The organism is Pseudomonas sp. GW-45, from assembly GCF_056896675.1.
The window spans coordinates 2,195,378-2,210,282 of the sequence record NZ_CM167674.1 but is presented as its reverse complement, the minus strand read 5'-3'; the positions used below and the strand labels follow the sequence as shown (position 1 = coordinate 2,210,282).

Below are 14,905 nucleotides of genomic sequence, written 5' to 3'. Positions count from 1 at the left end.
TGATGTTCAACGGTTTGAATTTTAATGTGTTTTCTATAGTACGCCTGCGGCGAGGAGTGTTGATATGCGGAAGTCACTGATATGCAATCATAACGCCGTCGGTCCAGTAAGCTGTTACATGCCAAGACCAGATAGGAGTCGAATTGGAAATCTATAACGTGAAATCAGAAGAGAGTGATGCAAAGTATTTTATCTCCTACATCAATGACGTTTTGATTCCGTCGTCTGAAGAATTTTTTGGCTTGTTGGATGACAATAAGGTTTTACTGCACCACGCTTTTTCTTTTAATGCCATCTTGGCTCACGCAATTGACTATATGGTCTTCATTACCAAGAAAGTAACCGAAGCGAATAGAAAAGATTTTATATCCCAATTTGACAATAGATATCATGTAGATGGATGTGACCACATAAACAATAAGTTCAAATTGCTAGATGCAATAAATAACTCGTTCAAACATGTGGAATTAGAACAAAAGAGATACTCTGACCTGATTGAAATATATGGAGATCTTACTTTCCACAGCCTAACACCGAGTGAGGGGAAAATATTTTTCAAATCCTCATCGTATAAATTTGATTATTGCAGGGTTGTAATGCGACCAATTGCTGCAATTTTTAATTGCGGCCTAAAAACCGTCAATGATGTAGATGACTTTATTAATGGCAGGATATGCGGCAGCACAGGGTATGGACATTTTGATTACGATTATCAACCGCACGATGCCATTGATCGAATGATTGGCGCGTGCAATCCCGAGTGCATGGATTGTGGTGAAGGCGAGAGTGACTGCGACTGCCCGAGCTTCATATACGGAGCTAGCCGAGGTGAGTTCTCATCTAATACAGATCCAAACTTTGATTTTGACGATGTGATGTCAAATATCAGTGGCACTCGTGAATGGAGTAAGTGAAAGTGCATGTAACAAATCAATCAACTTCGCGCCTTCGGCGCCGGACGCGCTAAAGCGCGCCGGTTATTGAAGCGTTGAGGCTGTAGAAAAACCCCTGATTTGGTAGTCTGGCACCAGACCAACAAAGGAGTGTTGCATGCCACGCTTCAAGCCCTACGACTACAGCCAGCACAGCATGGTAGTGATCAACTACCAGGAGCAGCTCCAGCCCGGTACGTTTGAGTACGCTGTTCATTATTTGATTGAGCACAAGCTGGACCTCTCGGTCTTCCACCCGCGTTATAGCAACGACGCCACAGGCCGGTTGGCCTACGATCCGGCCATCTTGCTGAAGATCATTCTGTTCGCCTATTCCAAAGGCATTACCTCCAGCCGCCAGATCCAGTGGTGCTGCGAGACCAACATTCTGTTCAAGGCACTCTCCTGCGATACGGTCCCGCATTTCACCACCCTGGCCAGCTTTGTCAGCGAGAACGCCACAGCCATCGAAGCGGTATTTGAGCAGGTGCTGCTGGTCTGTCATCAGCAGGGTTTGTTGGGTAATGAGCTGTTTGCTATCGACGGCTGCAAGACTTCATCCAATGCGGCCAAGGAGTGGTCCGGCACCTTTAAGGAGCTCAAGGGCAAGCGCGACAAGTTGCGCAAACTGATACGCCATCACTTGAATGAGCATCGCCAGCATGACGCTGCTGAGACCGAGGTGGACATGGAACGTGCGATCCGCCACGGCAACATGATCCTGTCACTGGATCAGGCCATGGAAAAGGTTGATCGCTTTTTAAAGACCCAGAGCCCAAGGATGGGCCAGGGTAAGCGCCGCAAGGAAGTGAAGAGCAATATCACCGATAACGACAGCGCGAAGATGACCACCAGCAAGGGGACCATCCAGGGTTATAACGGTGTTGCGATGGTAGACCGCAAGCACCAGATCATCATTGAAGCCCAAGCGTTCGGCGAAGGACAGGAACACCACACCCTCAAGCCCATGCTGGAGACCCTGGAGCAGCGCTATGCGCGGCTGAAGATTGCCGATGCTATTTATCAGCAAGGAGTGGTGGTCACAGCCGATACCGGCTTCGCCAACGAAGCCAACATGCAGTACCTGCACGACCGGAAGATCAACGGTTACATCCCGGATAACCGCTTTCGTAGCCGTGATCCGCGTTTTGCTCTGCAAAAAGACAAGTACGGCAAACGTCATCAGCCAGCTGATAGGCACACCCGCAAGGCTGTGATCCCTGCCAGTGCCTTTGCTTTTGACCCGATACAGATGACCTGCACCTGTCCCGCCGGCCAGCAACTTAACCACCGAGGAGTGCGGACGAATGACCTTGGTGTGCCGGTGGCCTATTTTGAAGGGCGCTTGCTGCAATGCCGACGTTGTCCCAAGCGCGAATCCTGTATGCACAACCCTCAGTCTGCAGACCACCGAAAGGGCGCTGGGCGGCAGGTCTCATTTCGATTGGAAGCCAACCGCCCACCGAGCTACACCGACTGGATGAAACATCGGGTAGACAGCCCCGAGGGTAAAGCGATTTACAGCCACAGAATGTCGGTGGTGGAGCCGGTGTTTGGGAATATAGGTACAAACAAGCGGTTGAACCGCTTTAGTTTGCGTGGTCGCAGAAAGGTGCAGGGGCAATGGCAGCTGTATTGCCTGGTACACAATCTGGAGAAGCTGGCGAATTACGGACAATGTGGCTGATAGCGTTGCTATAGCGCAGTCTGGCGATGAGCTATCGGTACGAACATGCTCTCTTCAAGGGCAGGCCAAAAATACGACCTCGATGACTCGGGGTCAGGGATGAACAAGAAAAAGGCCGAGGGATGAGCCCGAAATGGGTTTTTCTACAGCCTCGTTGGGCACCACAAGCCAAAGGGAGGTGGAATTCAGAATGCCAGCACCTGAAAAAGAATATTTCACCTTAACCGAAATAATTGACCGGTGGACACGATCAAAAGTTGATCAAGTAACACTGCTCGATTATGCACGCAGAGACCTTATAATTTATTCGGTTTACTTAAGAGATATTGGCAGCCACAAACGTGAAAGCGTTGAGCCTGATGGCGCAGTTAGCACAACAACTGTAAGCACCATGCAGTTTATCTCTCAAGGCTTTACTTACGAACCAATAAGATATTTGAAGGCTAATGATGCTCGGCGCGTGCTTGAGGCGAAAGACGGTGAGCAAGTAGCCGTATCAGTTCTGTATAAATCTAGAGAGAGGAATAAAGAAAGTGGCACAGGCTATATGCAGCCACATTATTTTGAGCCTAAAGACCTCTTGATCACAAAAGCAGAGCGAGACCGCTTTGAAAGCGAACACAAATTAAGCGTTGGAAGCAGAACAGAAGCCATATGGCAATGGCTAACAAATGCAAACAACCAGAAGGCACTAACACTGATCGGTAGCGCTATTTCAGTGGCTGGCTTTACTGCATGGCAACTATACGAGCGTTATTTCAGTAAATGAGGTGAATGTGATGCCCAACAAGGCGCTCAAATCGTTCGCTTCGCTCACTGGGACGGGCTAAAGCCCGCCCCTTAGCTTAATCGTTATACGGAAAACACATGAGTCTGTGGCTATACGAAAAAAAATGGTACTTACTAGCAAGCTTCATAGGGTTCGGAGTACTCTTCGCTGCAACAATACATTTCGATATTGAGGCAGGGAAAAATAGGCCGTCTGGATCAGATGTCTATATATTGTTGTTCTACTGGTGGGCTGCGTTAATAAGTCTATACGCATATTGGTTTGCTGACACAATGCACGGTAAATCAAAAGATAAAAGTAAACTGATAAAATCATTGATAATCGCATTTCCAACTATATTTGTGTTGCTGGCAGTCTTTGTGTCTTGCAAGTTCATTGGTAATGTATAACAAGTTGCTCAAGTTCACTCCGGCCGCTAAAAAGCGCGGCCTCCGCGGGACAACCTACACTGCGTTTCGGTTGCCCCTTAGCAAAGCGTTAAAAGGCAAAGCATGGCATACGCGATTCATATAGAAAGAGAGCCAAAAATTACGCTTGAAGAGTGGATCGAATCTGTCAATTCAACTGAAGGGTGTCGAATTAATAATAATGAAGGCGTCACTGCCATCAATCCCAATACTGGAGAAGAGATCCACATTTCGGGAAATGAAGGAGACGTTGATATTCTATTTCAAACGAAGGGATTCCTTGGTATTGGTAGAAGATCTTCATGGGAAATGTGCATCACCTTTTTCGAGGGGCGTGCGTCTTTCAACGCCACTGAGGATATTGAATCTGCAGAGAGTCCTGTGACGATAGTTGTTTCTAAACTGGCTAGAAAACTGTCAGCAAAAGTCGTCGGTGATGAAGGCGAGGTGTGCGAGTGGTAATGCCTTTTAACAAGCCAAGCCAGCAGGACTTATTTTGCTGTCGCTTCGCTCCAAAACACAAAATATGCCTCTGCTTGGGGCGTTAAGCATAAGGAATTGTAATGAAAAGAATCTATGAATCCTACTCTGAAGACGCCTTGTTACAGATCGGCACAAAGTTTGAGTATCTTACAGAAGAAGCACAGAAAGCTTATAATAAAGAAATAGATATACGCGGAATCGATAAATCTGCTGTCGAGAAATATAAAAATATAATAGTTAAACAAAAAACAGCCAGAATTCAGTTAGTCGATGAGCGGCTGAAAAATAAATATCAACTCCGGACCACTGTAACAAAAGCTTTGTGTTTTCTGGTGTTTTTATTCGGTGTATTATCTCTAATAACCCAAGATGACAAGGTAATGAGTTTGGCCTTAATTGTTGGCGCGCCAGTTTTTTATATTTGTTATTTATTTTTGACGATATTTCAGAAAAAAATTATTTCATCGATCCTCAAGGTGGGTAGCGAGTAGTCTTAACAAGTGCATCAAGTTCGGTCCGGCCCTTTGGGCCTCCACCGGGACGCCCTTGTCAGGGCGCCGCTTATGCAAGCGTTCAATTCATAAGGGAGTTCTATGCCATACCCCATAGAAAGGAAGTTAGTTGTAGCCGTTTCTTCAAGTGCTTTGTTCGATTTGTCAGAATCGCATTCGGTTTTTGTTGAAAAAGGGCCAAAAGCTTATAAAAATTTTCAAGAAGAAAATATTGATAAAGTCCTTGAAAAAGGAGTTGCTTTCCCTTTCATTAAGCGATTTCTAAAGATAAATAATCGGTTTCCTGAAAAACTTCCAGTGGAAGTGGTTTTATTGTCTAGAAACTCAGCAGCCACAGGAAAGAGAGTTTTTAGATCAATCAAACACTACGATCTTGATATTTCTCGAGCAGCGTTCATGGAGGGGAAGTCACCGTTCGAATATATCCCTGCTTTTAATGCATCACTATTCCTCTCTGCAAACGCAGAGGATGTGCAAAATGCTATTGATGCCGGCTACCCCGGTGGAGTAGTTTTACCTAGCAAAATCATTAATGATGACGAGAAGGATGAGCTAAGAATTGGATTTGACTTTGATGGCGTTATTGCTGACGATGAAGCAGAAACAATATTCAAAGACGGAGATCTTCCGGAGTTTCATGCGTATGAGGTGGCAAATTCTAATATTCCTCACAAGCCTGGGCCACTGGCAGACCTTTTTAGAAAGCTTTCTTTTTTGCAAAAGCTCGAAGATCGCGAAATTGAAAATGATCGGAATTACAAAAGAATTCTAACTACCGCCATCGTTACCGCGAGAAACGCGCCAGCTCATGAGCGTGTTATAACCACTCTAGAAGATTGGGGCGTAAGCGCCAACGAAATGTTTTTCGTTGGTGGTATACAAAAAAGCAGAATTTTATCCATCTTCAAGCCTCACATGTTCTTTGACGACCAAAGAAGCCATTTGGAGTCAAAAGCTGGTGATATACCAATGGTGCATATTCCATTTGGTATTGCGAATATCAAAATTGAACAAACAAAGGCAGCGGACAGCTAAAGCTACGCGCTGCTTTGGGCGTTAAGCACATCAATTGAAGGCCAGGAAGTGGAGTTACTTACAACGATTCTCGGCACAGCTCTCGGTGGACTAATTGGATATTTTTTCAGCAGGCTGCAGTGGAAAGAGGCTTTAGAGCACGATGATCGCGTATACAAGTTGGATAGCAAGCGAAAGCTAGTAGAGCTCTCTTATGAGGCTATCGAATACGTACGAGACTATTACTGTAACTCGAAGAATATGGAGGTCGGTGAGTTTATGGCCTGCATGTCTGGAAAAATCCTCTTAGAAAAATGTTAGCTGTGGTGGTTACTAGCGCTCCAGAACTAACGAGCGAAATCGACACGCTGAAAACCAAGATTGATCAGATGATGGGGCCAGAGTACCCGGTGCCAGAGGGAAAATATCGTGTTGCCATCGATGCAGCAAATCAGTTTGGTAGAACAACAGTTGCCCATGTGAAAATTCATGCTTAACCAATGCTGCCATGGTGACGCCCATTACATTGCGCCTTCGGCTCCATTCCATGGGCGCGCATGTGCGCGGCGCTAGCTAGAATTGCCATACCTGAGAAGTGCTACTATAGTGTCACTATTAGTCTGTTCGGGGTGAACCCATGAAAGTTGAGCTTGTTACCAACCTTAAACGCCAGGCCACAAAGATTCTGGCAGATCTGCACTTATCCAAAGAGCCGGTACTGATTACGGAGCATGGTAAGCCATCCGCATACCTTGTTGATGTGCAGGATTACGAGTTCATGCAGCGCCGACTTGAGCTGCTTGAGGGGCTCTCACGGGGAGAGCGAGCTGTACTTGAGGGAAGAACGTACAGCCAGAGTGAGGCCAGGGAGAAAATGAGTAAATGGCTGAAGTAATCTGGACGGAACCCGCCGTTCAAGAGTTGGATGCCCTCGCCGAGTACATTGCGCTGGATAATCCTGCCGCCGCAAGTCATCTGGTTCAGGATGTTTTCGATAAGATTGAGTGCTTGGCAGATTTTCTCCAATCAGGACGGATTCCTCCAGAACTCCCTAACTCCGTGTACAGGGAGGTAGTCGTTCCACCGTGTCGCATTTTTTATCGTGGGGATGAAAAGCGGGTTCTCGTTCTCTACGTCATGCGAGAAGAGCGGCAGCTTCGAGCGTACATGCTTGGAGGCTGCTAACCAGGTGCGTCACACGGATGCCTTTGTCTCGGCTTCGCTACGCCAAAGTCACCAGTGCGCTTCACGTAAGGATCAACTGACCTCACTATGCCGAAGATCATTCTAGAGGGTCATATCGTGGTTGCCGGCAGCGATCTGCCTGCAGTCACCTCAGCGCTGCCCACCCATATCCAACTCACTCGGCAGGAAGCAGGCTGTTTGTGCTTTGAAGTGACTCAGAACCCAAACGCAGAAAACATCTTTTTTGTGTACGAGGAATTTATCGACCGCGCCGCCTTTGAAAAGCATCAGCGTCGGCTCAGGTCGTCCGAGTGGGGTAGAGTGGCGGCGAATGTACAAAGGCACTATCAGGTGAGGGAGGTCGATTGAGGGCTCAAAGAGATGGCCCCCCGGTTTTGAAAGGCTATTTTTCACACGTGGCGAAATAAGATATCTGTGTGCTTTGCGCTGTGCATTAACAGAGGACCATAGGTTATGGCCAGGGTAATCATTGTCACCGGTCCTACCGGTGTGGGGAAAACCACGTATTCGCTGTCGTTATCCAAGGACATTGGCGCAGTGCGCTTTTCTATCGATCCGTGGATGCAGGCTTTGTTTTCCAAGGACATGACCTCACTCGACTACTCCTGGATGATCGAGCGGGTGAATCGCTGCTACGTGCAAATCTGGCAGGTTTGCGAACAGATTTTGCAGTTGAACGGCAATGTGGTCCTGGATCTGGGGTTCACCACCAAAGAGCAGAGAGCACGTTTCTCTGAGCTGGCAAGGGCGATGGGAGTGGAGCCCGAAGTTCATTATCTGAATGCGCCGAAGGGCGTGCGTAAGCAGCGTGTAGGAAAGAGAAATACTGAAAAGGACCCGGGCGTTTATTCCTTTGAGGTGACCGACTTCATGTTCAATTTTATGGAGCCACGATACGAGGTGCCAGATGCAAGTGAGTTGGCGAACGGTCTGACTGTCAATGCGTAACAGTTGCGTAATGCCGCGCCGATCCCTGGCTGAACGCGGGGTTTTCAATCGGGCTCATGCCGGCACCACTCAAGCATCCTTTCTCTATGCGATAAAAACCAAAGTCTGGGCGTTGCCGCCGGCTTCTGAGAATTTCGTTGCACTCTTTTTCCACCGGGCTGTGGTAGCCAGGCTGCGCGGTCTGAAGCAATACTGTGAGCGGAATGCCTAGTGACACTCAGCGGCTTCTGTCAGGCGGAAGCGGCGCTCCCTATTCCTTTTAAAAAGTCGGTGCTGCATGCAAAAGTTTCTGTATTACTGGTTGATGCTGGTGGGTCTTGGCCACTTTTTGCTCGGGCTGGTATTTATAGTGGTGGCCAAGACAAGCTTGATGACACCCTATGTGGCAGGCCTCTACGCTGCCTTTGATGTGGGTTTCGAGACTAATGTAGATCAGCTGATGCGCAGCATGTTGCAGCTGTTTGGCCCTACGGTGGCCAGCTGGGGTTTGCTGTTCTGTATGGCGGTTTATCACTATGTGGCCCAAGGCACCGCCGCAATCAAGCTGGCGCTGATCACGGCGGTATTGGTGTGGTTCTGCCTGGATACCGGGGTATCGGCGGCCAGCGGAATGTACAGCCATTTGTGGATCAACACCCCGGTGGTCGTGCTCATACTGTTGCCACTGTGGTTTTTGCAGCCCAGGGCCAGAGTGGCGACAGGCGCGCAGCTTTGATGCTGGCGGGCTTTATGAAGTATCAGGGCGAGCCGCGCAGCGTGCTGGTCACGGGCGGTTCGGGATTTATTGGTAAAAGGTTGGTGCCGATACTGCTGAGCCTCAATCACCGGGTCACGTTGTTGAGCCGCAATGTCCCGCGTGATGCTCAGTGCTTTGGCGATGCTGTCCAGTTTGTTACCGACCTGTCTGCTATTGAAGCGGCCGCCCGGTTTGAGGTGATCATCAACCTGGCCGGCGAGCCACTGGCGGGGCAACGCTGGACCGCACAGAGAAAGACGCGTTTTCTGCAAAGCCGCTTGGCCGTTACTGCGGCGCTCTGCCAGTTGATCGAGCGCCTTGAGCGCAAGCCGGACGTATTGATCAATGGTTCTGCAATTGGTTTCTACGGCCCCCAGGGCAGTGAGCCGCTGGATGAGGCGGGTGCGGCAGTACCGTCCTTTTCACATGAGCTGTGCCGGCAATGGGAGGAGGCGGCGCTCAAGGCAGAGCGGCTTGGTGTGCGGGTGTGTTTGCTGCGCATCGGCATTGTGCTGGGGCGTGATGGTGGGCCGCTTGCCGAGCTGCGCAGGCCCTTTGACTGCGGGGTAGCAATGCAGATTGCCGACGGCAGGCAGTGGATGTCTTGGATTCACCTGGATGACGTGGTTGCCATCATCCTGTATGTCATGCGCAACAGGGCGATAAGCGGAGCCGTCAATACGGTCGCGCCGCATCCCGTTAGCAACGCTGAGTTCGCCAACGCGTTAAGCGCTTACCTGCGGACCTACGCCAAAGTTCGCGTGCCGGCCTGGTTGCTTCGGCTGGTAGTAGGCGAAATGGCGGATGAGGTACTGGTCACCGGGCAACGTGTGATACCCGCCAAGCTGCAAGGCGCGGGCTTCGAGTTCATGCATCCGTCGTTGCCACTTGCGCTGGAAGATCTGGTCGGGCCGCCCATAAGCTGAATTTTTCTAGCGCGGCAGCTGTCTCTGCATGCCATGCGGGCCTTGAGTCCATCATCTACACTTTCCTGCCAATCCGTCTCTGTGCGTGCGGGGTAAAACTGACAGCTAGTCCCGCTGAGAACCGGGCAAATAATCACAGGAGGCAGTCTATGAACGCAGGAAGCGCTGATTCGGCTGCACAGCTATACGCGCAGGCGCAGCTGCAAAGCTATGCGGTAGAAGACGCTAGCATTGGCGTGAGGGTATTTGGCCAAGGGCCTGCCGTTGTGCTCATACATGGCTCCCCGTGCATGGTTATACCTGGCGAAAGCTTCTGCCAACATTAGCGCAGACCTTTAGCTGCTATGTGATCGATCTGCCGGGGCTGGGTGACAGCGACTGGTCGGCGAAAACGGACTTCAGCTTTGAAGCGCAGGCGCGACGTCTGTGCTTGCTGTTTACGCGGCTGAACCTGGATGATTACGCGATTGTTGCACATGACACTGGTGCAACCCGGGCCAGGATGGTGGCGCTTGAGCAGCCGGAGCGGATAAAAAAACTGGCGATAATCAATACCGAGATCCCGCAGCACCGCCCGCCGTGGATAACCTTTTATCAGCGGTGTGCCAAGTTGCCAGGTTCTGCCAGGGTGTTTCAGACGATACTGCGGTCGCCGGCCTTTCTGCGGTCATCTATGGGGTTGGGGCAGTTTTATAGCGATTCTGCTCTGTTGCGCGAGGCGGAAAATATCAGACCTTATATCGAGCCTCTCACCACATCAAACAAACGGATACGGGGCATGCTCGGTTATCTGATGGGCATTCAATGGTCTGTGGTGGATGGGCTGCAATCGCGCCACAGGGATATCCAGGCCGAGGTGCTTTTGCTCTGGGGGGAGGATGATAAGACTTTCCCGGTTGAGCTGGCGGAGGCCATGCGTCAGCAGTTTTCCGGTGGCTGTGCGCTGGTGCGGATAAAGCGCGCATCGTTGTTGCCCCACGAAGAACAGCCGGAGGTAGTGCTGGGTCACCTGATGCCCTTCCTGCGGTCGGCGCCGCAGTAGCGGTGCAAGCCCCAGACGGCGCTTCGATGAACTGGGGAAAGGGCGTTAGCATGCGGTATCAGGCTTGCCCCTACTCGTAGAACAGACTAGCCATTCTTCTCCAGTTTCAAATACCGCTCTATCCCCGTTATCCGATCTTCCGCATGGTGGTTCACATACAGCACCGTGGTTTCCGACCCTTGGCAGATCTTTTCGATTAAGGCCAAGACCAGCTGGCGATTCATGTCGTCCAGGCCCAGGCAGGGCTCGTCGAGGATCAATAGCGGCGGGTGCTTGACCATGGCGCGGGCGATGAGTAACAGGCGCTGATCGCCATAAGACAGTTTGTTAAACGGCTGATCGGCGCGGCTCTGCATGCCGAGCAGTGCTAGCCATTGGTCTGCGATCTTCTTCTGGTTGTCGGACGATTTGGTGTACATGCCGATACTGTCGTGAAAGCCGGAGATGATCACGTTTCTGCAGCTGGTACTAACGCGATATTCCCATTGCAACGCAGTGGATACGTAGCCGATAAATTGTTTGATCTGCCAGATGCTTTCACCCTTGCCGCGTTGGAATCCAAACACAAAAATATCGTTGGTATAGCACTGCGGATGATCACCGGTGATCAACGACAGCACGCCGGTTTTGCCACTGCCGTTTGGGCCGCTGAGCTGCCAGTGCTGGTCGCGTTCTATGGTCCAATCCAGTTTGTCGACAATGACGGTATCGCCGTACTTGATGCTGGCTGCTGTCAGCTTTACCAAGGGTTGGCTTGGATCAAGAGCAGGCAGCTTATGGCTTGCGTCCGCCTCTGGCACGGTCAGGTCGGTGCTTTTCAGGTGCAGTAACTGGTAAAGCTCGTTGAAGGCGGCTTGGTCGCTTTTATCGACAGTCAGCTTTAAGCGGCCTTGATTAGGTTTTTTTGGGTCCGAGTTGTCTTTATCCAGGTAGGCAACATGGGTGATGAAGTCGGGCATTTCATCAAAGCGGTTCAGCACCATGACCATAGGCACGCTATCGACGATGGACGCCAGGTGTGCCTGCAGCATGGCAAGCGTGTCTGCATCCAGGCCGTCGAATGGCTCATCGAGAATAAGCATGTCGGGTTTGTTGGCCAGCGCGCGAATCAGCATGACTTTGCGGGTTTCGCCGGTGGAGAGTTTGCGGAACGCGCGATCCAGCAGTTTGCTTAGGCCAAATTTCTCGACCAGTGCTTGGGCCAGCTCATGATCTTGGCAATGCTCGAAAATCATTTCATGCACCGGCGTACCGAGCGAAATCACGTCCATGATGTCGGCATCGTCTTTTTTCAGCTCTTTGGCAATAAGCTCCGCTTGCGCTTCAAACGAGACCAGGCCCACGCGTGCGGGTAAGCCCTCAACGCTTCCGGCGGTGATCTCGCCAACACCCGCTAATATCGCTGCGAGGGCGGATTTACCCGCACCGTTGGTGCCCGTGATGACCCAATGCTGGTCTGGCGTAATGCTCCAATCAATCTCACTTAGGGTGAAGCGATCATCAAAGTTAACGGTCGCCTTGGTTAATTGAATAGGGCCTAAACGAGTGGGAGCGTTCATTGATACATGCCTTTTGCTGTGCGGATGACAGGGGTTGCGAATAGCAGAGACAAAAAAGCCGGGCTTCTGGTTGGAAACCCGGCTTTTGAGGCTTAACGATTAACTAATCGATTAAACGATTTTCTTCATGTCAGCCATGTAGCCACGCAGAACCGAGCCTACTGCTTCTACTGGGTGTGAACGCAGTGCAGCGTTTACTTGGATCAAGCGAGCGTTATCAACGCCGTTGTCTTCCAGTGACAGACCCTTACCGATGACATCGGTCTTGATGTCTTTCATGAAGTCGGCCAGCAGGGGGACACACGCGTGGTTGTACAGATAGCAACCGTATTCTGCGGTGTCAGAAATGGTGGCGTTCATTTCATACAGCTTCTTACGCGCGATGGTGTTGGCGATCAGCGGCGTTTCGTGCAGAGACTCGTAATAAGCAGACTCGGCGATGATGCCAGCAGCCGTCATGGTTTCAAACGCTAGCTCAACGCCGGCTTTAACCATGGCAACCATCAGGATGCCGTTGTCGAAGAACTCTTGCTCGGAGATTTCTACGTCGCCAGCAGGCGTTTTTTCGAAGTTGGTTTCAGCGGTATCGGCGCGCCATTGCAGCAGGTTTTTGTCGTCGTTGGCCCAGTCTTCCATCATGGTCTTGGAGAAGTGACCGCTGATGATGTCGTCCTGGTGCTTGTTGTACAGCGGACGCATGATCTGCTTCAGCTCTTCAGCCAGATCAAAGGCTTTGATCTTGGCAGGGTTGGAAAGACGGTCCAGCATGTTGGTCACGCCGCCGTACTTCAGGGCTTCGGTGACTGTTTCCCAGCCGTACTGGATCAGGCGAGAGGCGTAGCCAGCGTCGATGCCTTCTTCAACCATCTTGTCGAAGCACAGGATGGAACCGGTCTGCAGCATGCCGCACAGGATGGTTTGCTCGCCCATAAGGTCAGATTTAACTTCGGCGATGAAAGACGACATCAGCACGCCGGCTTTGTGACCGCCAGTACCCACTGCGTAGGCTTTGGCCAGCGCCAGGCCTTCGCCTTTAGGATCGTTGTCTTCGTGAACAGCGATCAGGGTAGGTACACCAAAGCCGCGAACGTATTCAGCGCGTACTTCAGAGCCCGGGCACTTGGGGGCAACCATGATGACGGTCAGGTCTTCGCGGATTTTCATGCCTTCTTCGACGATGTTGAAACCGTGCGAGTAAGACAGGCAAGCGTCTTTCTTCATCAGCGGCATAACAGCAGTCACAACAGCGCTATGTTGCTTGTCTGGGGTCAGGTTCAGCACCAGATCTGCGGTTGGGATCAGTTCTTCGTAGGTGCCTACGGTAAAACCGTTCTCGGTGGCGTTCTTCCAGGACTGACGCTTCTGAGCAATGGCTTCAGGACGCAGGGCGTAGGAAACGTCCAGGCCGCTGTCCCGCAGGTTCAAACCCTGGTTAAGACCTTGTGCACCGCAACCGATAACAACCAGCTTTTTGCCTTTCAGCGCATCTACGCCATCAGCAAATTCAGCGGTGTGCATGAAGCGGCATTTAGCCAGTTCAGCCAGTTGCTCGCGCAGCGGTAAGGTATTGAAGTAATTAGCCATTTTTGAAGCCCTGCTTATATGTTTAAGGTATCGATGGGGGAGGCACACCGATCTTGAAAAGTGACACAGCCGCTACATCTGGGGTACAGCGTCATGTGAGTGCCGCTAATGTACAGAAAACTTACCTTTTCGGAAATTGATATATTTGCAACGAGACGTCCCGTTTTTTGCAAACATCCGCTATGCTCGCTTTTATGAATATCAAAATTCTGAAACAGTTTCTCGCCTTGGCGGAGACGCTGCACTTTGGCCGAGCCAGCGATGAATGCCATATCAGCATCTCGGCCTTGTCGCGCAATATCCGCCAACTAGAGGATGAGCTGGGTGTGTCGCTGTTTAATCGCGACAATCGTACCGTGGCGTTGACCCAAGAGGGACAAAAATTTCTACGTTATGCGCGCGAGACGAGCAGCCAATGGAACCTGATTCGGCATGAATTGACGGATAATTCTGATCAGCTAAGTGGTGAAGTCAGCCTTTATGGTTCGGTCACCGCGAGTTATAGCTTTCTGTACGAGTTACTGCGCCGCTTTCGGGTTGCTTACCCGGCTATTGAAATCAAACTGCGTACCGGCGACCCGGAGCACGCTATTGCGCATGTGCTGGATGGTAAAGAGGACATCAGCATTGCTGCCCGACCTGCGAGCCTGCCGCGCGGCCTGGCATTCCAGCCTATTGCCATTTCGCCCCTGCTATTTATTGCGCCGCTTGAGCAGCAAGTGCCGAATGTGCCGATTAGCACACCAGCGACAGCGCAAGAATGGGCGAGCATTCCTTTGATTCTCTCGGAAAGCGGTGTTTCCAGAACCCGTGTGGATGAATGGTTTAGCCAGCAAGACATCACCCCGCGCATTTACGCTCAGGTTACGGGTAACGAGGCTATCGTCAGCATGGTGAGCCTAGGCTTTGGTATTGGTGTGGTGCCAAAGATCGTGCTCGACAATAGCCCATTGAGGGATCGTATCCGCGTGCTTGCAGTGACGCCTGAGCTGGAGCCTTACGACATTGGTTTGTTTGTCTTAAAGAAAAACCTGAAAAACCCGTTGGTCGATGCGTTTTGGAGTTTGATGTAAACCGGC

17 protein-coding genes are annotated in these 14,905 nt (G+C 50.7%); 15 read left to right on the top strand and 2 right to left on the bottom strand.

Annotated elements, in window-relative coordinates; all coding sequences use genetic code 11:
• Window positions 1-143 precede the first annotated feature (143 nt).
• The 14 genes from AC1XYH_RS10050 (at window position 144) to AC1XYH_RS09985 (ending at window position 10,683) form a co-directional block, all read left to right on the top strand.
• Window positions 144-914, top strand: a complete 771-nt coding sequence (locus tag AC1XYH_RS10050) for a hypothetical protein (RefSeq protein ID WP_483323062.1) — start codon at window positions 144-146, stop codon at window positions 912-914.
• A gap of 136 nt (window positions 915-1,050) precedes the next feature.
• Entirely contained in the window at window positions 1,051-2,619 is a 1,569-nt protein-coding gene (locus AC1XYH_RS10045; RefSeq protein WP_483323044.1) for a transposase, read from the top strand.
• 190 nt (window positions 2,620-2,809) lie between these two features.
• Window positions 2,810-3,388 (top strand): hypothetical protein, encoded by a 579-nt coding sequence (locus AC1XYH_RS10040; protein ID WP_483323061.1) that lies wholly within the window; start codon window positions 2,810-2,812, stop codon window positions 3,386-3,388.
• Between the two features lie 512 nt (window positions 3,389-3,900).
• Window positions 3,901-4,278, top strand: coding sequence for a hypothetical protein (locus AC1XYH_RS10035; protein WP_483323060.1), 378 nt, complete (start codon window positions 3,901-3,903; stop codon window positions 4,276-4,278).
• Window positions 4,279-4,379: 101 nt separating this feature from the next.
• Window positions 4,380-4,790 carry a hypothetical protein gene (locus tag AC1XYH_RS10030; RefSeq protein ID WP_483323059.1) on the top strand — a complete coding sequence of 137 codons (411 nt, stop codon included), beginning with the start codon at window positions 4,380-4,382 and terminating at the stop codon, window positions 4,788-4,790.
• 102 nt (window positions 4,791-4,892) lie between these two features.
• Window positions 4,893-5,846: a 5'-nucleotidase gene (locus tag AC1XYH_RS10025; protein ID WP_483323058.1), complete on the top strand. Its 954-nt coding sequence runs from the start codon at window positions 4,893-4,895 to the stop codon at window positions 5,844-5,846.
• Between the two features lie 616 nt (window positions 5,847-6,462).
• A complete protein-coding gene (locus AC1XYH_RS10020; protein ID WP_095603088.1) occupies window positions 6,463-6,720 on the top strand; it encodes a type II toxin-antitoxin system Phd/YefM family antitoxin in 258 nt (85 codons plus the stop codon).
• The gene (locus AC1XYH_RS10015) at window positions 6,708-7,010 is read left to right on the top strand and encodes a type II toxin-antitoxin system RelE/ParE family toxin (RefSeq protein WP_483323057.1); all 303 of its coding nucleotides are present in this window, start codon (window positions 6,708-6,710) and stop codon (window positions 7,008-7,010) included. The genes AC1XYH_RS10020 and AC1XYH_RS10015 overlap by 13 nt, the downstream gene beginning before the upstream one ends.
• A gap of 87 nt (window positions 7,011-7,097) precedes the next feature.
• Entirely contained in the window at window positions 7,098-7,379 is a 282-nt protein-coding gene (locus AC1XYH_RS10010; protein WP_483323056.1) for a putative quinol monooxygenase, read from the top strand.
• A gap of 105 nt (window positions 7,380-7,484) precedes the next feature.
• On the top strand, window positions 7,485-7,979 hold the full coding sequence (locus AC1XYH_RS10005; protein WP_483323055.1) for a P-loop nucleotide/nucleoside kinase family protein: 495 nt from the start codon (window positions 7,485-7,487) through the stop codon (window positions 7,977-7,979).
• 277 nt (window positions 7,980-8,256) lie between these two features.
• Window positions 8,257-8,694 carry a hypothetical protein gene (locus AC1XYH_RS10000; protein ID WP_483323054.1) on the top strand — a complete coding sequence of 146 codons (438 nt, stop codon included), beginning with the start codon at window positions 8,257-8,259 and terminating at the stop codon, window positions 8,692-8,694.
• Between the two features lie 14 nt (window positions 8,695-8,708).
• Window positions 8,709-9,641 (top strand): TIGR01777 family oxidoreductase, encoded by a 933-nt coding sequence (locus tag AC1XYH_RS09995; protein ID WP_483323053.1) that lies wholly within the window; start codon window positions 8,709-8,711, stop codon window positions 9,639-9,641.
• 149 nt (window positions 9,642-9,790) lie between these two features.
• Entirely contained in the window at window positions 9,791-9,967 is a 177-nt protein-coding gene (locus AC1XYH_RS09990; RefSeq protein WP_483323052.1) for a hypothetical protein, read from the top strand.
• Between the two features lie 20 nt (window positions 9,968-9,987).
• On the top strand, window positions 9,988-10,683 hold the full coding sequence (locus AC1XYH_RS09985; RefSeq protein ID WP_483323051.1) for an alpha/beta fold hydrolase: 696 nt from the start codon (window positions 9,988-9,990) through the stop codon (window positions 10,681-10,683).
• 86 nt (window positions 10,684-10,769) lie between these two features.
• Here AC1XYH_RS09985 and modF read toward each other — a convergent pair whose 3' ends face one another.
• Window positions 10,770-12,242, bottom strand: coding sequence for a molybdate ABC transporter ATP-binding protein ModF (gene modF / locus AC1XYH_RS09980; RefSeq protein ID WP_483323050.1), 1,473 nt, complete (start codon window positions 12,240-12,242; stop codon window positions 10,770-10,772).
• A 111-nt stretch (window positions 12,243-12,353) separates the two neighbouring features.
• Window positions 12,354-13,826 (bottom strand): ketol-acid reductoisomerase, encoded by a 1,473-nt coding sequence (ilvC, locus tag AC1XYH_RS09975; protein ID WP_483323049.1) that lies wholly within the window; start codon window positions 13,824-13,826, stop codon window positions 12,354-12,356.
• A 194-nt stretch (window positions 13,827-14,020) separates the two neighbouring features.
• On the opposite strand from ilvC, the gene ilvY reads away from it, so the two are divergent.
• Window positions 14,021-14,899: an HTH-type transcriptional activator IlvY gene (gene ilvY, locus AC1XYH_RS09970; RefSeq protein ID WP_483323048.1), complete on the top strand. Its 879-nt coding sequence runs from the start codon at window positions 14,021-14,023 to the stop codon at window positions 14,897-14,899.
• Window positions 14,900-14,905 lie beyond the last annotated feature (6 nt).